This is a genomic window from Paraburkholderia sprentiae WSM5005, assembly GCF_001865575.2.
Taxonomy (GTDB): domain Bacteria; phylum Pseudomonadota; class Gammaproteobacteria; order Burkholderiales; family Burkholderiaceae; genus Paraburkholderia; species Paraburkholderia sprentiae.
The window spans coordinates 805,077-822,397 of record NZ_CP017563.2; the positions used below are offsets into that span (position 1 = coordinate 805,077).

16 protein-coding genes and 2 pseudogenes are annotated in these 17,321 nt (G+C 65.9%); 7 read left to right on the top strand and 11 right to left on the bottom strand.

What is annotated here, in order from left to right; translation table 11 throughout:
- Positions 1-207: 207 nt before the first annotated feature.
- Positions 208-1,197 (bottom strand): zinc-dependent alcohol dehydrogenase family protein, encoded by a 990-nt coding sequence (locus BJG93_RS32240; protein WP_027194521.1) that lies wholly within the window; start codon positions 1,195-1,197, stop codon positions 208-210.
- A 286-nt stretch (positions 1,198-1,483) separates the two neighbouring features.
- Between BJG93_RS32240 and BJG93_RS32245 the strand changes: the two genes are divergently transcribed.
- The 3 genes from BJG93_RS32245 (at position 1,484) to BJG93_RS32255 (ending at position 2,950) form a co-directional block, all read left to right on the top strand.
- Positions 1,484-1,915 carry a YeeE/YedE family protein gene (locus BJG93_RS32245; protein WP_027194522.1) on the top strand — a complete coding sequence of 144 codons (432 nt, stop codon included), beginning with the start codon at positions 1,484-1,486 and terminating at the stop codon, positions 1,913-1,915.
- A gap of 1 nt (position 1,916) precedes the next feature.
- Entirely contained in the window at positions 1,917-2,327 is a 411-nt protein-coding gene (locus tag BJG93_RS32250; RefSeq protein WP_027194523.1) for a YeeE/YedE family protein, read from the top strand.
- A 92-nt stretch (positions 2,328-2,419) separates the two neighbouring features.
- Positions 2,420-2,950: a cytochrome b gene (locus BJG93_RS32255; RefSeq protein WP_034477466.1), complete on the top strand. Its 531-nt coding sequence runs from the start codon at positions 2,420-2,422 to the stop codon at positions 2,948-2,950.
- Between the two features lie 17 nt (positions 2,951-2,967).
- Here BJG93_RS32255 and BJG93_RS32260 read toward each other — a convergent pair whose 3' ends face one another.
- The 6 genes from BJG93_RS32260 to BJG93_RS32285 all read right to left on the bottom strand — a co-directional run bounded on the left by BJG93_RS32260 (position 2,968) and on the right by BJG93_RS32285 (position 10,879).
- Positions 2,968-4,386: an FAD-binding oxidoreductase gene (locus BJG93_RS32260; protein WP_027194525.1), complete on the bottom strand. Its 1,419-nt coding sequence runs from the start codon at positions 4,384-4,386 to the stop codon at positions 2,968-2,970.
- 17 nt (positions 4,387-4,403) lie between these two features.
- The gene (locus BJG93_RS32265) at positions 4,404-5,657 is read right to left on the bottom strand and encodes an alpha-hydroxy acid oxidase (protein WP_027194526.1); all 1,254 of its coding nucleotides are present in this window, start codon (positions 5,655-5,657) and stop codon (positions 4,404-4,406) included.
- Between the two features lie 37 nt (positions 5,658-5,694).
- On the bottom strand, positions 5,695-7,242 hold the full coding sequence (locus tag BJG93_RS32270; RefSeq protein ID WP_027194527.1) for a UxaA family hydrolase: 1,548 nt from the start codon (positions 7,240-7,242) through the stop codon (positions 5,695-5,697).
- A gap of 48 nt (positions 7,243-7,290) precedes the next feature.
- Positions 7,291-8,574, bottom strand: a complete 1,284-nt coding sequence (locus BJG93_RS32275; RefSeq protein ID WP_027194528.1) for an MFS transporter — start codon at positions 8,572-8,574, stop codon at positions 7,291-7,293.
- A gap of 128 nt (positions 8,575-8,702) precedes the next feature.
- Positions 8,703-9,836, bottom strand: a complete 1,134-nt coding sequence (locus BJG93_RS32280; RefSeq protein ID WP_027194529.1) for a mannitol dehydrogenase family protein — start codon at positions 9,834-9,836, stop codon at positions 8,703-8,705.
- 20 nt (positions 9,837-9,856) lie between these two features.
- The gene (locus BJG93_RS32285) at positions 9,857-10,879 is read right to left on the bottom strand and encodes a zinc-binding alcohol dehydrogenase family protein (RefSeq protein WP_027194530.1); all 1,023 of its coding nucleotides are present in this window, start codon (positions 10,877-10,879) and stop codon (positions 9,857-9,859) included.
- Positions 10,880-11,126: 247 nt separating this feature from the next.
- On the opposite strand from BJG93_RS32285, the gene BJG93_RS32290 reads away from it, so the two are divergent.
- Complete coding sequence (locus BJG93_RS32290; RefSeq protein ID WP_027194531.1) at positions 11,127-11,837, top strand: FadR/GntR family transcriptional regulator; 711 nt, start codon at positions 11,127-11,129, stop codon at positions 11,835-11,837.
- A gap of 92 nt (positions 11,838-11,929) precedes the next feature.
- On the opposite strand, the gene BJG93_RS32295 is transcribed toward BJG93_RS32290, so the two are convergent.
- Both BJG93_RS32295 and BJG93_RS36165 read right to left on the bottom strand, forming a co-directional pair.
- Positions 11,930-13,216 carry an MFS transporter gene (locus tag BJG93_RS32295; protein ID WP_027194532.1) on the bottom strand — a complete coding sequence of 429 codons (1,287 nt, stop codon included), beginning with the start codon at positions 13,214-13,216 and terminating at the stop codon, positions 11,930-11,932.
- A 147-nt stretch (positions 13,217-13,363) separates the two neighbouring features.
- Positions 13,364-13,615: pseudogene (locus BJG93_RS36165) on the bottom strand (trehalase family glycosidase); the annotation flags it as partial.
- A gap of 158 nt (positions 13,616-13,773) precedes the next feature.
- On the opposite strand from BJG93_RS36165, the gene BJG93_RS32310 reads away from it, so the two are divergent.
- A complete protein-coding gene (locus BJG93_RS32310) occupies positions 13,774-13,977 on the top strand; it encodes a hypothetical protein (protein ID WP_027194533.1) in 204 nt (67 codons plus the stop codon).
- A gap of 430 nt (positions 13,978-14,407) precedes the next feature.
- On the opposite strand, the pseudogene BJG93_RS32315 reads toward BJG93_RS32310, so the two are convergent.
- Both BJG93_RS32315 and BJG93_RS32320 read right to left on the bottom strand, forming a co-directional pair.
- Positions 14,408-14,529: pseudogene (locus BJG93_RS32315) on the bottom strand (IS5/IS1182 family transposase); the annotation flags it as partial.
- Entirely contained in the window at positions 14,517-15,149 is a 633-nt protein-coding gene (locus BJG93_RS32320; RefSeq protein ID WP_027194534.1) for a TetR/AcrR family transcriptional regulator, read from the bottom strand. The pseudogene BJG93_RS32315 and the gene BJG93_RS32320, both read right to left, overlap by 13 nt.
- Before the next feature lie 285 nt (positions 15,150-15,434).
- On the opposite strand from BJG93_RS32320, the gene BJG93_RS32325 reads away from it, so the two are divergent.
- Together BJG93_RS32325 and BJG93_RS32330 are read left to right on the top strand one after the other, a co-directional pair.
- The gene (locus tag BJG93_RS32325; RefSeq protein ID WP_027194535.1) at positions 15,435-16,328 is read left to right on the top strand and encodes an NAD(P)/FAD-dependent oxidoreductase; all 894 of its coding nucleotides are present in this window, start codon (positions 15,435-15,437) and stop codon (positions 16,326-16,328) included.
- A gap of 95 nt (positions 16,329-16,423) precedes the next feature.
- The gene (locus BJG93_RS32330; RefSeq protein WP_026226061.1) at positions 16,424-17,287 is read left to right on the top strand and encodes a class I SAM-dependent methyltransferase; all 864 of its coding nucleotides are present in this window, start codon (positions 16,424-16,426) and stop codon (positions 17,285-17,287) included.
- Positions 17,288-17,321: the final 34 nt, after the last annotated feature.

Sequence of the window (17,321 nt, forward strand, 5' to 3'; positions counted from 1 at the left end):
TGTCTGCCATTGACGGTGCGCGCCCCGGCGGTGCCGGCTCGCGCGGCTAAACGACGCCCGCGAACGGCAGCGCGTTCTGCGAGCCCCACCACCACGCGCTCAGCGCGCCCGCGCGGCGCATCGGATGCGGAAACGATGATCGCTGCCCTCCAGAGCACAGCATAGGATTGCCAGAAGCGATTGCAACCGTCGACCGCGTCGCGCGCATCACGACCGGATCGCGAGCACGGCCGCGCCGGTCAGGTTGCCGTGGCGCAGATCGTCGAGCGCGCGGTTCGCGTCGCGCAACGCGTAGGTGGTCGTCTCGATCGCGAGCCGGGTCTCGGCGGCGTTGCGCATGAACGCAAGCCCATCGTCGCGGGTCAGGTTCGCGACCGACACGACGCGCCGCTCGCCCCACAAAAACGCATACGGGAACGAGGGAATGTCGCTCATATGAATGCCGCCGCACACCACCACGCCACCCTTCGCGACCGCCTGCAGCGCCAGCGGCACCAGTGCGCCGACCGGCGCGAACAGCAGCGCCGCGTCGAGTTCGGCGGGGGGCGCCTCGTCGCTGCCACCGGCCCAAGCCGCGCCGAGGCGCAGCGCGAGCTGCTGGGCCGCGTGATCGCCGGGGCGCGTGAACGCGTAGACGGTACGCTGCTGATGACGCGCGACCTGCGCGACCAGATGCGCGGCCGCGCCGAAACCGTAAATGCCGATCCGCTCCGCGTTGCCCGCCATGCTTAGCGTGCGATAGCCGATCAGACCCGCGCACAGCAGCGGCGCGGCCTCGATATCGCTGTAATGCGGCGGCAGACGGAAGCAGTAGCGGCTATCGGCGACGGTACGCTCGGCGTAACCGCCGTCGATCGTGTAGCCGGTGAAACCTGCGTCGTCGCAGAGATTTTCGCGGGCGGACAGGCAGTAGCGGCAATGGCCGCAGGTGCGCCCGACCCACGGCACGCCGACCCGCTCGCCCACCGCGAAACCGCTCACGCCAGCGCCCAATTCGGCCACCAGGCCAACGATTTCATGGCCCGGAATCACCGGCCGCTTCGGATGTTCGAGTTCGCGGTCGACCAGATGCAGGTCCGTTCGGCATACGCCGCAGGCACGAACGTCGATCAGGATCTCGCCGGCACCGGGCCGCGGATCCGGCACTTCCCGCTCGGTCAGCGTCGCCGAGCTGCCGTCGAACACCATCGCTCGCATCGGGGTCTCCTTGAAACGCAGCGGCGCCGCACGGGTGGGCCATCGTGCCGCGCTATCGGCCCGCGCCCTGGACGGTTCGATTGAGGTCAACAAGGCCGTTTCGCCGCCCGTACGCTGATCTTATTCCCGATACGGGAGCAGGTGCCGTGATTGCGTGAATCCGCAGTGGCGGCGTTCTCGCGACGGCCATGCACGGCGCAACGCTTCCACTCGAAGTCGCGTTATGGTTCACTGGCGCCACCACGGCCGACCATTCGGCAATACGCCAATACAAGCAAAACGAACGATGATCGATCTCGACGATTTCACCCCCATCGCATCCCTGTGCGGGGGCCTGCTAATCGGCGCCACGGCTGCGGCGATGGTCCTCGTGCTGGGCCGTATCGCCGGAATCAGCGGCATAGTCGGCGGCCTGTTGCGCTGGACCAGGCGCGACAACGCATGGCGCGTCGCCTTTGTGGCCGGGCTCGTCGTTGCCGCGGTGATCGCGCGCGCGGTCGGCGCGCCTGTCACGATCACCGTCGACGCGTCGTGGCCCGCCGTGATCGCGGCCGGCTTGCTGGTCGGCATCGGCACTCGCTACGGCAGCGGCTGCACCAGCGGACACGGCGTGTGCGGCATTTCACGCGGCGCCACGCGCTCGCTCGTCGCGACGGCGACCTTCATGACGACCGGCTTCGTCACCGTGTATATCGCGCGACATCTTCTCGGAGCTTAGGATGGCAACCGTCGTTTCATTCGTATGCGGGCTGCTGTTCGGTATCGGCCTGCTGTTGTCGGGCATGGCCAATCCCGCGAAAGTGCTGGGCTTCCTCGATATCGCCGGACGCTGGAATCCGTCGCTCGCGTTCGTGATGATCGGCGCGGTGGCGGTCGCCGCGATCGGCTTCGCGATCGCAAGGCGCCGCGACAGGTCGCTGCTCGGCTTGCCCATGCAGATTCCGGCGTCGGCGCATATCACGCGAAGACTGGTGCTGGGCAGTTGCGCGTTCGGCGTCGGGTGGGGCATTGCCGGGTTCTGCCCCGGCCCCGCGCTTGTCGCGCTCGGGCTCGGGTCGGCGAAAGCGTCGGTGTTCGTCGCGGCGATGATCGCGGGAATGGCCGTCTTCGAGCGGCTCGAACGGCGCTGACAGACGGCCTCGATGACCGGCTGTTAACCTGACCTTAAGCACGCCAGTGTACGATCCGGTGTCGACAAAAAACCTCTACTACTGGCTCCCTTATGCGTATCTCGACCGAACCCCGCTATGACATCGTTGCACGTTTGCTCCATTGGCTCGTCGTCGGACTGGTTGCCGCGCAGTTCGTGATCGGCTGGACGATGCCGGACGTGCATCGCGATACCGTACCGGACGGCGAAATCGCCTGGCACCTGGGCGTGGGCACCGCGCTGCTCGCAGCGATGGTCTGCCGCGTGCTGTGGCGCGCGACGCATCGGCCGCCGCCGGACAACCTGCCGCCGTTGTTTCGGGTCGCCTCGACCATCGCGCACCTGGCGCTGTACGTGCTGCTCGTACTGGTGCCGCTGCTCGGCTGGATCAACGCTTCGTCGCGCGCGTGGACGGTTCGCCTCGCCGGGTGGCTGCCGTTGCCCCCGCTGTCGGCGGCGGGCTCGTCATTCGGACACGCGATGGGCGATGTTCACGGCATTCTCGCCTGGGTGCTGTTTGGCCTCATCTGCCTGCATATCGCAGCGGCGATGTTTCATCAGTTCTTCAGCGGCGAGCGCGTCCTGCAGCGCATGAAACTCTAGCGCGGCCGCCACGCACGCTACATCGCAATCACCTTGCCGGGGTTCAGGATGTTGTGCGGATCGAGCGCGAGCTTGATCGCCTTCATCGCAGCGAGTTCGGCCGGCGAGCGTGACAGGCCGAGCACGCTCAGCTTCTCCTCGCCGATTCCATGCTCGGCCGACACCGAACCGCCCATTTCCCCGGTGAGTTCATAGACGACGCGCTTGACGTCGGCGATGGCCGCGTCGGTCCAGCCCGGCTGCTGCGCCACCACGTGCAGATTGCCGTCGCCGAGATGCCCGTACACGAGGATCGTCGCTTGCGGCCAGCGTGCCCGCAGGCGCTCGTCGCAGCGCTGTGCCGCATCGCCCGCCTGCGCGACCGCGAAGCTGATATCGAACGAGACGCGTCCCGGAATCAGGCGCGGATATTCGGCTGGCGCATCGCGAATCGCCCAGAACGCCGCGGCGTCCGCCTCCGATTGCGCGATTGCGGCATCGGCGATCACGCCGGCGTCCAGCATATCCGCAAGGAATTCCTCGAAAGCCGCCGACTGCCGCTCCGGGTCGGCGCCACAAGTCTCGAGCAATACGTAGTACGCGTGATCGCTCGCGAGCGGCACGCGCAGCTCGGGCAAGCGTTGCCGCACGAAGTCGCAATAGCTGGGCCACAGGACCTCGAAGGCGGACACTCCGGCGGGTAGCCGCTCCTGCGCGCGGCCGAGCAGCGTGGTCACCGCCGCGTAGTCCGGCATGCCGCACCATGCGGTGGAGACCGCGCGCGGCTTGGCGCGCAGGCGCAGCACCGCGCGCGTGATGACCGCAAGCGTGCCTTCGCTGCCCGTCAGCAGGTTGCGCAGGTCGTAGCCGGTATTGTTCTTGATCATCTTGCGCTCACCGCCGATCACGCTGCCGTCGGCGAGCACCGCTTCGACGTCGAGCACCTGGTCGCGCATCATCCCGTAGCGGATCACGCGATTGCCGCCCGCATTGGTCGCGATGTTGCCGCCGATCGTGCAACTGCCGCGCGCGCCGAGGTCGAGCGCAAACATGAAGCCGGCGTGATCGGCCGCTTCCTGCACGACCTGCAGCGGTGTGCCCGCGAGCACGGTCATCGTCGCGCTGACCGGATCGATATCGACGACGCCGTTCATCCGCTCGACGCTCAGCGCAACCTCGCCGCCGAGCACGCAGGCGCCGCCCGCATGCCCGGTCATGCCGCCTTGCGTGACGACCGGCTGGCGCAATTGATGGCAGATCCTGAGCGCCGTGGCGACTTCTTCGGTCGTGCGCGGGCGGATCAGCGCGATCGGCTCGGTCGACGGCGTGCCGCTCCAGTCCGCGAACTGCCGCCCGCCAAACTCGGCCGGCGGGCTCACGATGTCCGCGCCGAGCGCCGTGCGTAGCGCGGCGACGGCTTCGTTACCGCGGGTCGCCGCAGTCTGTTCGTGCTGCATCGCCTATCTCCAGTTCGTCAGACGGGCAGAGCCGCTGCGCGCGCCGGCCCGATTCGCGTTTGCGTCTGCGTTGGCATGCGCGACAGCGGCGCATCATGCCCTAGCCAGCGCAGATAACGATGGTCGAGCCGGGCAATATCGCTGCAGCCCAACAGGCCGAGCGCCCGATCGATCTCGGTCTTCAGAATCTCGATGGCACGCTCGGCACCGGGCTGACCGCCCGCGCTCAGACCGTAGGTCGTCGCGCGTCCGAGCAACACCGCGTCGGCCCCCAGCGCGACCGCCTTCAGGATTTCGGAGCCCCGGCGAAATCCGCCGTCGAGCATCACGCAGAGTTTGCCGCCGACCTGCTCGACGACCTCGGGCAGCACGTCCATCGCCGATACCGCGCTGTCGAGTTGCCGCCCGCCGTGGTTCGACAGCACGATACCGTCGACGCCGGCCTCCAGCGCCTTCAGCGCATCCGGTGCGCCAAGCACCCCTTTGACGATCAGCCGACGCGGCCATAGATCGCGCAGCCAGCGGATGTCGTCCCACGATAGCGACGGGTCCAGTTGCTGGCCCAGCGTGATCGTCGCGCCCTTCACGCTGTCCTGCCCCGGCGGCAGCAGATCGCCGAGATTCGCGAAGCGCGGCATGCCGTTGGGCCACAGCACATTGGCCATCCAGCGCGGATGGCGCAACACGTCGAACTTGTTGCGCCAGTCGAGCTTCAGCGGCGCGATGTAGTTGCGCAAGTCCCATTCGCGCTTGCCGAACACCGCGCTATCGGTCGTGACGACCAGCGCCTCGATGCCCGCAGCCTGCGCGCGCTGCGCCAGTTTGGCGAGAAATTCGCGCGTGCGGTACATGTAGACCTGCATCCATACGCGACCGCCCGCGCGCCGCACGACGTCCTCCAGCGCGACCGTCGACACGTTGCTCAGCACGAACGGAATGCCGGCCGCCGCCGCGGCACTGGCCAGCTTCACGTCGCCTTCGCGAAACATCAGGCCGCTATAGCCGGTCGGGCCGATCATGAACGGCGCCGCGCTGCGCTCACCGAACAGCATCACGCTCTGGTCGCGCTGCTCGACGTTGACGAGCGTGCGCGGCAGAAAAGCGATCTCGCCGAATACGTCGCGATTGCGGCGCAGCGTCGCTTCGTCTTCGGCGCCGCCCTCGACATACTCGAAACAGAAATTCGGCAGACGCTTGCGGGCCATCGCGCGCAGATCGTCGATGCTGTGCGCGCGCTTTACGTCGCGGCCTGAATAAAGGCGGCGTTCCAATTGCATCCTCCTGGTTGTGTTGCTGCAATCCAGCGGCTCAGGTCACCACGCCGACCTGCCACGGCACGAATTCGCTTTGTCCATAGCCGTGCGACTCGCTCTTCGTGCGCGTGCCGGACGCGCAGTCGAGCATCATGCGGAAGATCGCTTCGCCGAGTTCGTCGATGCTCGTGCTGCCGTCGATCACTCCGCCGCAATTGATATCGATGTCGTCCTGCTGACGCTCCCACAACGCGGTGTTGGTCGCCAGCTTCAATGATGGCGACGGCGCGCAGCCGTAGGCGGAGCCGCGCCCGGTGGTGAAGCAGATCAGGTTCGCGCCCGAGGCGACCTGCCCCGTCGCCGACACCGGGTCGTAGCCGGGTGAATCCATGAACACGAAGCCCTTCGCGGCGATCGGCTGCGCGTATTCGTACACGTCGACCAGATTCGTCGTGCCGCCCTTGGCGACCGCGCCCAGCGACTTTTCGAGGATCGTCGTCAGGCCGCCGACCTTGTTGCCCGCCGATGGGTTGTTGTCCATCGCGCCGCCATTGCGCGCGCAATAGTCCTGCCACCATGCGATGCGCGCGAGCAGCTTGTCGCCGACAGCGGCGCTCACCGCACGGCGCGTCAGCAAATGCTCGGCGCCGTAGATTTCCGGCGTTTCCGACAGGATCGCGGTGCCGCCATGCCGCACCAGCCGATCGACCGCGGCGCCGAGCGCCGGATTCGCGGAGATGCCCGAGTAGCCGTCCGAGCCGCCGCATTGCAGACCGACGCATAGATGCGAAGCCGGCACCGGCACGCGCTGCACGCGGTTCGCGTCGGCGAGCATCTCGCGCACCGTCGCGATACCGCGCTCGATCGTCTTGCGCGTACCGCCGCTGTCCTGGATCGTGAAGCTGCGCAGCTTCGGCGTGCTCGCGTCGAGGCCGCCCGCCGCGAGCACGCCGTCGATCTGATTGGTCTCGCAGCCTAGCCCGACGAATAGCACCGACGCGAAGTTCGGATGCACCGCGTAACCGGCGAGCGTGCGCCGCAGGATCCCGATGCCCTCGCCCTGCATGTCGATGCCGCAGCCGAGCCCGTGCGTCAAGGCGATCACACCGTCGACGTTCGGATAGTCGGCGAGCGCGTCGGGATGCACGTCGCGCCGGAAATGATCGGCGATCGCACGCGCGACCGTCGCCGAGCAGTTCACGCTCGTCAGAACGCCGATGTAATTGCGCGTCGCGATGCGGCCGTCGTCGCGACGAATGCCCATGAAGTGCGCGGGTTCGTCGACGTAGACGGTCGGCTGCGCATCGACGCCGAACGTATGCTCGCGCGCGAACTCGGACATGCCGAGATTGTGCGTATGAACATGCTGGCCGCGCGCGATCGCCTCACGCGCGACACCGATGATCTGGTTGTAGCGCTTGACCGGCTCGCCTTGCGCGATATCGCGCGTCGCGATCTTGTGCCCCGGTGGAATCAGCCCGGCGACGACCAGTTGTTCCGCGTCGATGCGCGTGCCCGGCAACAATTGCCGGGTCGCGATGATGACGTCGTCGCCGGTATGCAGGCGGATGATCGCGGAGGCGACACTAGCTTGAGTCGACATGAAAAGCCTCGAAAGCAGGTTGTTCGAATGCGGTGAAAACAGAATACGTCAGATCGCGGAGCGCGCGGCCTTCGGATCGCGACGGTCCGATTCCAGCGACAGCGGCTCGATGCGGCCCACGATGACCAGATAGCTGAACGCGCCAAGAAAGCAGAAACCGCCTGCCACGACGAGCGGAATCGTGAACGAGCCCTTCGTCATCGCGACCATCAGGCCGGTGAACGTCGTGATCACGATACCCGCCAGATTCGACGCGAAGTTCTGGATGCCGCCGATCGACGCGACGTGATGCCGCGTCGGCGCGACGTCGCCGGGCAGCGACCAGATGCTCGCCGCGGCGAACGCGAGGCTGCCGTAGGCGATACCGAAGAACGCGAGCATCAGATACATGTTCGAGGTGAACGCCGACAGCGTGATCACCGACGACAACAGCATGCCGCCGACCATGCAGGTCTTGCGCGCGGCCGTCAGGCTCCAGCCGCGCCGGAACAGCGCGTCGGACACATAGCCGCCGAGCCAGCCGCCCGGAATCGCAATCAGCGCCGGAATCATGCCGAGCGTGCCGAGCGATTTCAGCGAGAAACCGCGCGTCTGCACGAGGTAGCTCGGAAACCACGTAATGAAGAAATAGATCACGAAGTTCAGGCAGAAGAAGCCGAGCATCATCCCCCACAGCGTGCGGTGACGAAACAGCGACGCCCACGTCACCTTGTGCTGCTCGCCTCTCGCTTGCGCCGCCGGAGCGGCGTCGCGCGCGGTGTCCATCGCGTCTTCCACTGGATTGCGATAGATCACGAGCCAGCCGACGATCCACACCGCGCCGAGCACGCCGGTGAGGATAAAAGCGGCCTGCCAGCCCAGCGTACCGATGATCAGCGCAACCACGGGAATCGACAGCGCGGAGCCGACCCGCGAGCCGCTATCGAAGATGCTGGTCGCGATCGCGCGCTCCTTGGGCTGGAACCATTGACTGACGAGCTTCGCGCAGGACGGATAGGCGCCCGCCTCGCCGACGCCGAGCAGCAGCCGGCAGCCGAACATTCCGGCGACGCTGGTCGTGACCGCGGTGGCCGCGGTAAACACCGACCACCATCCGACCGCGAGCGGCAACGCGATGCGCGCGCCGACCCGATCGACGAACCAGCCGAACGGCATCTGCATCAACGCGTAGGTCCAGAAGAACCCGCTCAGAATGAAGCCCATCTCGGCGGGGCCGATGCCGAGCGCCTTTTCGATTTGCGGCGCGGCGACCGCGAGATTCGCACGATCGATGTAATTGACCGCGATCGCGAGAAAGCACAGAAATATCACTACCCAACGCATCTTTTTCATGAAACCGTCTCCTCCTGGGCTGGCATCTATCTGGATGAACCTTGCGGCCTCGCGGCCGCCGGTGTGTGCTGCCGCGGTCTACTGCCGCGGTGTACTGCCGATCTACTGTCGACTGACGACCCGCGCCGTTAGCCGCCGGGCACGCGTGCGGCAAGCGCCGCGTTCAGACGCCGTTGCTCGACACGCACGCCAAGCTCGCGCGCAAGGTCGATCACCGGCTTGAAACGCCGCTCTTTCTTTTGTTCGTGATTGCGCGCGATATCGGCGAGGCGATGATCGAGAAACGGGTTGTCGAAGCGTTCGCGCACTTCGTCGAGATATTCGCGCGCGTCGCTGCCCTGACCGAGTGCATCGAAGACCGGCAGCACCTCGTCGCGCCACAGCGATTCGAGATCGGCACGCAGCAGCGGATCGCGCATCGCGTGCAGCACGTTCTCGTCCGGCTCGCGCGCGTCGGCCTGCCAGCGCTCGGCAAGCCACGTGTGCCCGAGATTGAGCAGCAGCAGCTTCAGGCGTTCGTAGTGCAACAGGTCGTCGGTGACGATGATCGCTTCGTGCTCGCACGGCAGCACCATGCCGGCATGCCGCTCGATCGCCCACAACGCGTAGGGTTCGGCGACCGCGCCGACCGGCCGCAACGGCTCGGACACGATGCGGTCTACCAGCGAGTTGACCCAGACGCAGGTGTGCTCGATGTAGCGCAGAAACTCGGAGCCGCCGCCCCAGCCGCGCGCGATATCGGTGACGAGGCCACGCAGCGTGTCGCCATTGCCCGACACGAGTTCGCATGGCAGCAGCGTCAGCGGCGCGGCGCCGGCTTCGAAGCGCGCGTGCAGCAGCACCACGAGCTTCGCCGCGAATCCGCGCGGCACGCTCGCCTCGTTGCGCAACAGCTCGGCGGTGTCATCGGCGAAGCACTCGTAGCCTCGGTCGCCGGTGTTGGAGATCACCACGCGCGCGTCGCGTGCGAAGCGCTCCACGACGGTTGGCCAATCGGTATTCGCGTTCAATGCCTCGGTGATCGCGTGACATCGCGTGGTCGTGTCGATCACCGCTTCGCGGCGCAGGCCGCGAATGCGCACGTCGTACTGCCGGTGCGCGCGCAATGCTTCGATGCGCGCGAGGCTCTCGGGGTTGGCCGTCGTCTGCACGACGCTCACGTGCCCGAGCGCGCGGCCCGCGTCGAGTGCCGCCGATATGAACAGATCCGCGTGCGCCTGCAGGAAACGGCTCGTGCCAAATTGAAGGATAGGGTTGCCCATCGTAGGTTGTCCCCGCTCTCTCAACAGGCGACCAGCGCCTTGATGACGCCGGCATCGGGTTTCAGCAGCTTGGGGAATTCGACCGGCAGATCGGCGAGTTCGACGACGTGCGTATTGAGCGCGGCGGTCGGAATCTTGCCGGCGCGCATTGCGTCGAGCACCGTTTCGAAGTCGGCGACGGTCGCGTTGCGACTCGCGAGCAAGGTCGTCTCGCGCTTGTGAAACTCGGGATCGGCAAACGAGATCCGTTCGCTGACGATCGACACCAGCACGTACTTGCCGCCATGCGCGACGAACTGCAGCCCACGCTCCATCGCCTTCACGTTGCCGGTGGCGTCGAATACCACGTCGAAGAACTCGTTGTCGGTCAGCGCGGCGAGTTCGGCGGCATCGGTCGCGGCGTCGCTGGTGTCGAGCAGCACCGTGTGATCCGCCTGCAATGCGCCGGCGCACACGGACAAGCGGTCCGCGCGGCCATCGAGCACGCTCAGCTCGGCGCCGCGCAGCTTCGCGAAGATGGTCACGGCCATGCCGATCGGACCGGCCCCGACCACCAGCACGCGTTGCCCGGCCCGCACGTCGGCGCGCGCGACCGCGTGCGCGCCGATCGCGAGAAACTCGAGCATCGCGGCTTGGTCGAGCGTCACGCCGTCGGCGTTGAAGACGAACGCTTGCGGCACCGCCAGGTACTCCGTCATGCCGCCATCGGCATGGACGCCGAGCACGCGGATATTCACGCAGCAGTTGCCCTTGCCCGCGCGGCAAGCCACGCAGCGCCCGCACGACAGATACGGCATCACGTACACCTGGTCGCCGGCCTTGACACGCGCGCCGGCCGGCGCCGATTCGACGATGCCGGCAAGCTCGTGCCCCATCACACGGGGATACGACAGATACGGCTGATTGCCGGTGAAGATATGAAAGTCGGTGCCGCAGATGCCGACTCGGCGGATGCGGATCAGCACATCGTCGGGGCCGGCATCCGGCATCGCACGTTCGGCGAGCGCGAGCTGGCCGGGTTGTTCGCAAATGACTGTCTTCATCGTCATGGAGGAATGGGTTCGGGTATCGGGATGCGGAGCGACCCGCTTGGCGTCAATCTGGCCTTACCAATTTGCAAAAGTAACGGTCCGTGCGATACTGGTCAAGCCAATTTGCATGGAGTTAGGGAAACTCCGCACCCCGTCAGCGCGCCGCCGAGCGCCTGCGGTTTGCGCGCCGGGCGCTTCGATCTACAATCGGCGCTCGCCTTATCTGGCTTGCACAAGCTCCACCGCCGGGAAACGTTTCGTGACCGTCAAACCTGCCGACACTCGCCGTCTCTATCTTCAGATCGCGGAAAAATTGCGCGATCTGATCGCTCAGCCGGAGTTCGCGCCGAACGGCCGCCTGCCGCCGGAGCGCGCGCTGGCGGAGACGCTCGGCGTGTCGCGGCCGTCGGTGCGCGAAGCGTTGGTCGCGCTGGAACTGGAAGGACTCGTCGAGATTCGCATGGGCTCCGGCGTCTATCTGTGCGCGGCGCCGTCCGCGCGCAACGGTGCAGCGCTGTCGCAGGCCGAACTCGGCGACAGCCTGCTCGACATCATGGGGGCGCGTTGTGTGATCGAAGGCTCGATCGCCGCGAGCGTCGCGCCGTTCTGCAAGCCGAAAGACCTGAAGACGCTGCGCGCGATCTACGACGAGATGGAGCGGGAAGTCGAAGCCGGCAGAATTCCGGTCGCGTCCGATCGCGCGTTCCATCTCACGATCGCGCAAATGTCCGGCAACGAAGTGCTCGTGCGCACCGTCAGCTCGCTATTCGATGCGCGGCATAGTCCGCTGTCGGAAAAGCTGCGCGGCCACTTCGAAAACGAAACGACGTGGGGCGCCGTGCCCGACGAACATCGCGTGATTCTGGAAGCGCTGGAAGCGCATGATGCGATCCAGGCGCAGGCGGCGATGCAGCGGCACCTGAAGCTGTCGTTGGAGCGGGTCATTGCGGGCGGCCTGCGCACGCCTTAGGCGGCGCAGCCGGGATACGGCTGATTCAACGGTGCTCGTCTGCTGTGATTTGCCCGAGCTGCCCGGCCACCTGCGCGCCGAGGCGGCCTCGATCAGCGGATCGCCGCGGCCCGCGCCCTGCCCGACTTCACGCGCCAGTTTGCGAGTGCGCCGAGCGCCATCAGCAGGCTGGTGCCGAGAAACACCGCGCGCATGCCGACGTGTCCGCCGACGAAACCGCCTAGCAGCGGCCCGGCCACCTGCCCCCCGTACTGCGACGAGACCGAGTACCCAAGAATCGCGCCCGTCACGTTCGCCGGCACGTTGTGGCGGATCACGCTCGCGATGCACGGCAACAGGCCGCCTAGTGCGATTCCCATCAGGAAACGCAGCACGATCAGCTGCCAGCTCGCGGTGACGAACGCCTGCGGCAGCAGCAGCAGCGCCGATACGGCGAGGCAGCCGACGATCACATTCCAGTGCCCGGCGCGATCGGCGAGCTTGCCCAGCCGCGACGATGACAGCACGCTGCCGAGCGCTGCGCCCGACATCACGAAGCCCGCGACCATCGTCACGCTTTGAGGCTCCGTGAGCTGGGCGACGTAGACGGTGATGATCGGCTCGATCGACATGTTTGCGACCATCAGCAGCAGACCAGTGGCAAGCATCGCGATGGCGGGCCCCTTGTCGTCGACCGATGCCCACGCGCCCTGCTTCGGCGCGTTGTCCGCACGCTTGCGGACCGGCTTTTCGCGGATCAGCAGCGCGGTCGCGAGAAAGGCCACGAAAATCGCCGCGCCCGCTGCCCAGAAGGTCGCGCGGATGCCGATCAACGGCGGCAGGAAGCCGCCGATCAATGGGCCGACCAGATTGCCGGCCATAATCCCCGCCGACAGTACGCCGAGCGCCCAGCCCGAACGCGCCTTCGGCGTCTGCGTCGCGACGAGGATCATCGAGCCCGACGCATAGCCGCCGAGCAGACCCGCGAGCAGCCGCAGCGCGACCAGCTGCCAAGCCGTGTGGGCCATGCCGATCAGCGACATCGCGACCGCCATGCCGAGGCTCGAGCGGATCAGCATCAGCTTGCGGCCGTAGAGGTCGGCGAGCTTGCCCCACAGCGGCGCGACGAGCGCGGCGCTGAAGAAGGTCGCGCCGAACGCGGCGCCGGACCACTGCACGATCGCCGCATGATCCTTGACGCCGAGCTGCTCGACGTAGAGCGGCAGGAACGGCAGCAGCAGCGTCATCGCGACGATGGTCGTGAACGAGCCGAACACGCACACGCCGAGATTGCGCTGCCAATGCGCGGCGGCTTCGTCGTCGGCCGGCGGGGCGGCCGCGGTGGCCTGCGCCTGCGGCGGCACCGGTTCGGCCGATGGGAGGTCGAGCTTGCGATTCATCTTTGGGAGTTTCCAGGTTGACTAGAAGCCGGTCGAGTTATCCAAAGCATCGTAACGGCGTGCAGTGCCATCAGGCAGTCAACCCATCATCCTGGTATCGTTACTACCTCTTCGAAAATTGCGGGACTGCCCGCGCCTCGTCGACGGCTAGCGGCCCGCGGGCGAGGTGCTGTGCGATGTCTGCGGCGCGGCGGCCGCCGATGCCGCCGCATCCGATACCCCCACCGCACCACCCGGCAGATCGGCCGGCTTCGTCGAACTCACCGCATCCGGATAGAGCTGCATCAGCACGCGCAGCACACCATTGGTCCAGCCAAAGCCGTCCTGTAGCAGATACTCGCCGCCGCCCGCCGACTTGTCGCTTGCGTCGACGTCGTACTTTTCGACCAGCTTGCTCGTTGACCACGAAAGTATGTTTTAACACAGGCCCCGCAAAGCCTTACGCGACAGGCGTTCGCGCCGATTACCAATAGCCGGAACACTTCCAGACGTCGAGCGTACGCGTCGCAGGAATCGCAAGTGCTGACCGAACGTATCGACCCTCGGAGGACTATGCCATGTGTTATCAGAAATCCGTCCAGCTGCTCGAAAACCTGCTGGAAGCCGTACCGCACGAACCGAACGAGCGCGGCCATACCGCGATGGATGACTTCGAGCACTTCTGCGCCAATACCGGCTGCACCGAGGAACTGATCGGCCGGCAGGCGTTCGCTTGGGTCAAGCTCGGCTTCATCGACGCCAAGACAACCGCATCGTGCTAGCAAGCCGGGCTGACGACCACCGCCGCAAGTCGACCCGTTGCAGCCGGTCGAGCAGTCTCTGTTCTAAGGATAGGTATCGGAGTGGAACGGTCATTCCGTGCCGTCGCCTGGGGGACAAGTCATCGGCCTCTGCGGACGCGTACACCCGTGAGTTGGTGAGGCGGCTTACGCCGTGCAAGGATGACGTCTTGCTCGACCCTCGAATTGCTCTCGAACTTAAGTTTGATTTCTCTATAAGCAATCAGCTTGTCGTTCACCAGATCGAAAGGAAGCGCCCGCAAGGTTAGGGATGGTGTTCAGAACTCGTTTTGCCGCACTGAGCCATCCACATAGGGCCGATGCGGTGGAAGCGGTGCGGCACCTGGCTCGAATGCAGCGCTACGTTCGGCATAAGGCGCCGATTGCCTGCCCGCGCGGGCGGCTTTTGCGCTCATGCAGCGGCCTCGCGCATCAGTCGTTCGCGCGTCATCCACAGATTGCTTAGAGCGAACAGCGTGTGCAACTCTGCGGGTTCTTCATCAAGCCGCGATAGCCCACCTTTAGATGCCACCGTGCGCGGCGATGAACATGGCGACGGCCGACCGGCAATAGGATTCGATTTCGTTGTCATCCTCTGCTCTCGCCTCATCGAAGCGTGCGACAAGCAGAAGATCGGATCCTTTGAAAAGCGCGGCAAACAAGCGGGCGGACTGGAGAGCATCGGATACGTTCAGCATCCCTTTAGCGTGCAACTGGCGCAACACGGCCTCGATGTGGGCGATGACATGGACCGGCCCGGCTTCGTAATGGAGCTTGCTTAACGCCTTTTGATTCGTCTTGTCGGCCAAAACCATGGCCTCGACACTGCGGACGTCCGGGCTCAGCAGCGTGCGAAGCAGGGAGGACCCGACCGCCACCAGCTGATCTTCGGCCGAACCGTCAACGCCTTCAGAAAGGGCCTGGGGTGCAAATTGATCGCAGCGGGCCACCATGGCCGCGCTGAACAGCGCCTCCTTGTTCTCGAAGTGCCGATAGATGCTGAGCTTGGATATCTTCGCCCGCTGCGCGACCTTGTCCATGGTCGTCGCTTGAAAACCCAATTCCACAAAGAGTTCGCAGGCGGCGTCGACGATCGTTTGGCGAAGCGCCTCGTTGGCGGGCCGGCCGCGCCGGCTCTGGCTGTTTTCGGTCACAACAATTCCAGTACTTGACAGTATTCAAACTCCTGCACTACGATACCACGCAGTATCTTAAATGTGCAAGCCAAGGATAGGTTTCAACCAGTTGCCCAAACCGGGTTTCCCCGGGGCGCCTGGCGATATCGAATGCGGGATTGTGGGGCCGATCAATACAGCCATCAGCAACTTTCTCGCCAATGCCGAAGCCCTACTCGCTGACCGTCTCAAGCGCGTATCGCTGGACGATATTGCACACCACGCCCAGCCCACCCCTCCAATCACAACACGGAGCCCATCACCATGGATGACGTCATCATCATCGGCGGCAGCTTTGCCGGCCTCGCCGCCGCCCTGCAGCTCGGCCGTGCCCGCCGCAAGGTCACGGTTCTCGATACCGGCCGGCCGCGCAACCGCTTTGCAGGCCACTCGCATGGCTTGCTCGGCCACGATCACAAGCCACCGCTGGACATCCTGGTCGAGGCGCGGCAGCAGTTGACGCGCTATCCAACGATCAGGCTGGTCAATGCCCGGGCCGAGAGCGTGTCTGGCGCCATCGACGATTTCTGCGTCGTCACTGACGATAACGAAAGCCTGAGGGCGCACCGCCTGATCCTGAGCTATGGCGTCGCCGACCAGATGCCTGATGTTCCGGGCTTTGCCGAAAGCTGGGGCACGTCCATCGTGCCCTGCCCCTACTGCGACGGCTTTGAAGTCGCCGGCCAGCATTGGGGCCTCGTCTGGTCCAGCCCGCAGTCGCACCAGTCTGCCAGGCTGTTCCGCGATTGGACGGACAAGCTGACTGTCTTCGCCGATGGTCATGACATTGCGCCCGATATCCAGGCCGACCTGGCGCGTCGCAACATACCTGTCGTCGATGGCCGGATCGTCGAGATCGCCCATCACAAGGGCCATATCAACACCGTCAATCTCGATACCCGCCGCAATGTCGCGGTCGACGTCCTGTTCGCCCATCCGCGCAACAAGCCGTCCGCACGCCTGCATGAATCACTGGGCCTCGCCACGGTCGATACGCCCACCGGCATCGTCCTCAAAGTCGACGAGCGCCGCCAGACCAGCATGCCCGGCATCTACGCCGCTGGCGACCTCGCCACGCCCTTCTTGCCCTCGGTCACCCAGGCTTCATCGCAGGGCGCGATGGCGGGTATCTTCGCCCAGCAGTCGATGGTGGTTTGAGAGCACAGATCCCTGCTCTTGTTGCGTCGTCGCCTTCGAAAAGGTTGGCGTAAATCGACGCGGCGAAAGGCGGATCGTCGAGTCAAGGAGATGACATGGCAAAGCAAAGTGCTGATCAGGTGGGTGACTGGAATGGTCAAAGCGGGGAGCGCTGGGTCGCCAACCAGGCCCGGCTCGACGCTCTGGTGGCGGTGTTCGGCCAGGCCGCGATCGAAGCCGCCGCGCCCGCGACGGGTGAGCGCGTGCTGGACATCGGCTGCGGCGCGGGTGCGTCAAGTCTGGCTCTGGCCGCTCGCGTCGGCGCGGGGGGCCAAGTGCTGGGCGTGGACATATCCGAACCGCTGATCGATCGAGCGCGCGCGCTTGCGCGCCACGATACGCCGGCCCTGTTTCAGGTGGCCGACGCCAGCAGCGCAGAGCTGCCCGAAGGCGCGTTCGACATTCTGTTCTCGCGTTTCGGCGTGATGTTTTTCCCCGATCCGACAGCGGCGTTCGCCCATATGCGACGCGCGCTCCGGCCGGGCGGCCGGGTCGCTTTCGTCTGCTGGCGCGGTGCGGCCGAGAACGATTGGATGCGACTGCCGGTGGGCGCGCTCAAGGACATCGTCCCGCCGAGCGCGCTCCCCGATCCCGAAGCGCCCGGCCCGTTTTCGTTCGGCGACCGGGAGCACGTGGCGCGCATCCTGACGGCGGCCGGTTTCACCGAAATCGTTATCTCGCCCTTCGACGCGGCCGTCCCATTCGGCGAGGGCGAAACGCGGGACGCGGCGATCGACGACGCAGTGAGGATGACGCTTGAGGTCGGCCCGCTGTCGCGTGCGCTCGCTGGTCAGCCCGACGACATCCGCGCCCGTGCCTCCGCCGCAGTTCGTGCCGCCTTCGCGAGCCTCCCCGGCGAGGGGTCGGTGATGATCAACGGCGCGGCATGGGTCGTCATGGCACGAAATCCGGCAAGCTGACAGGGATTAACAGGGGAGATGCCTCCGCCCGGTG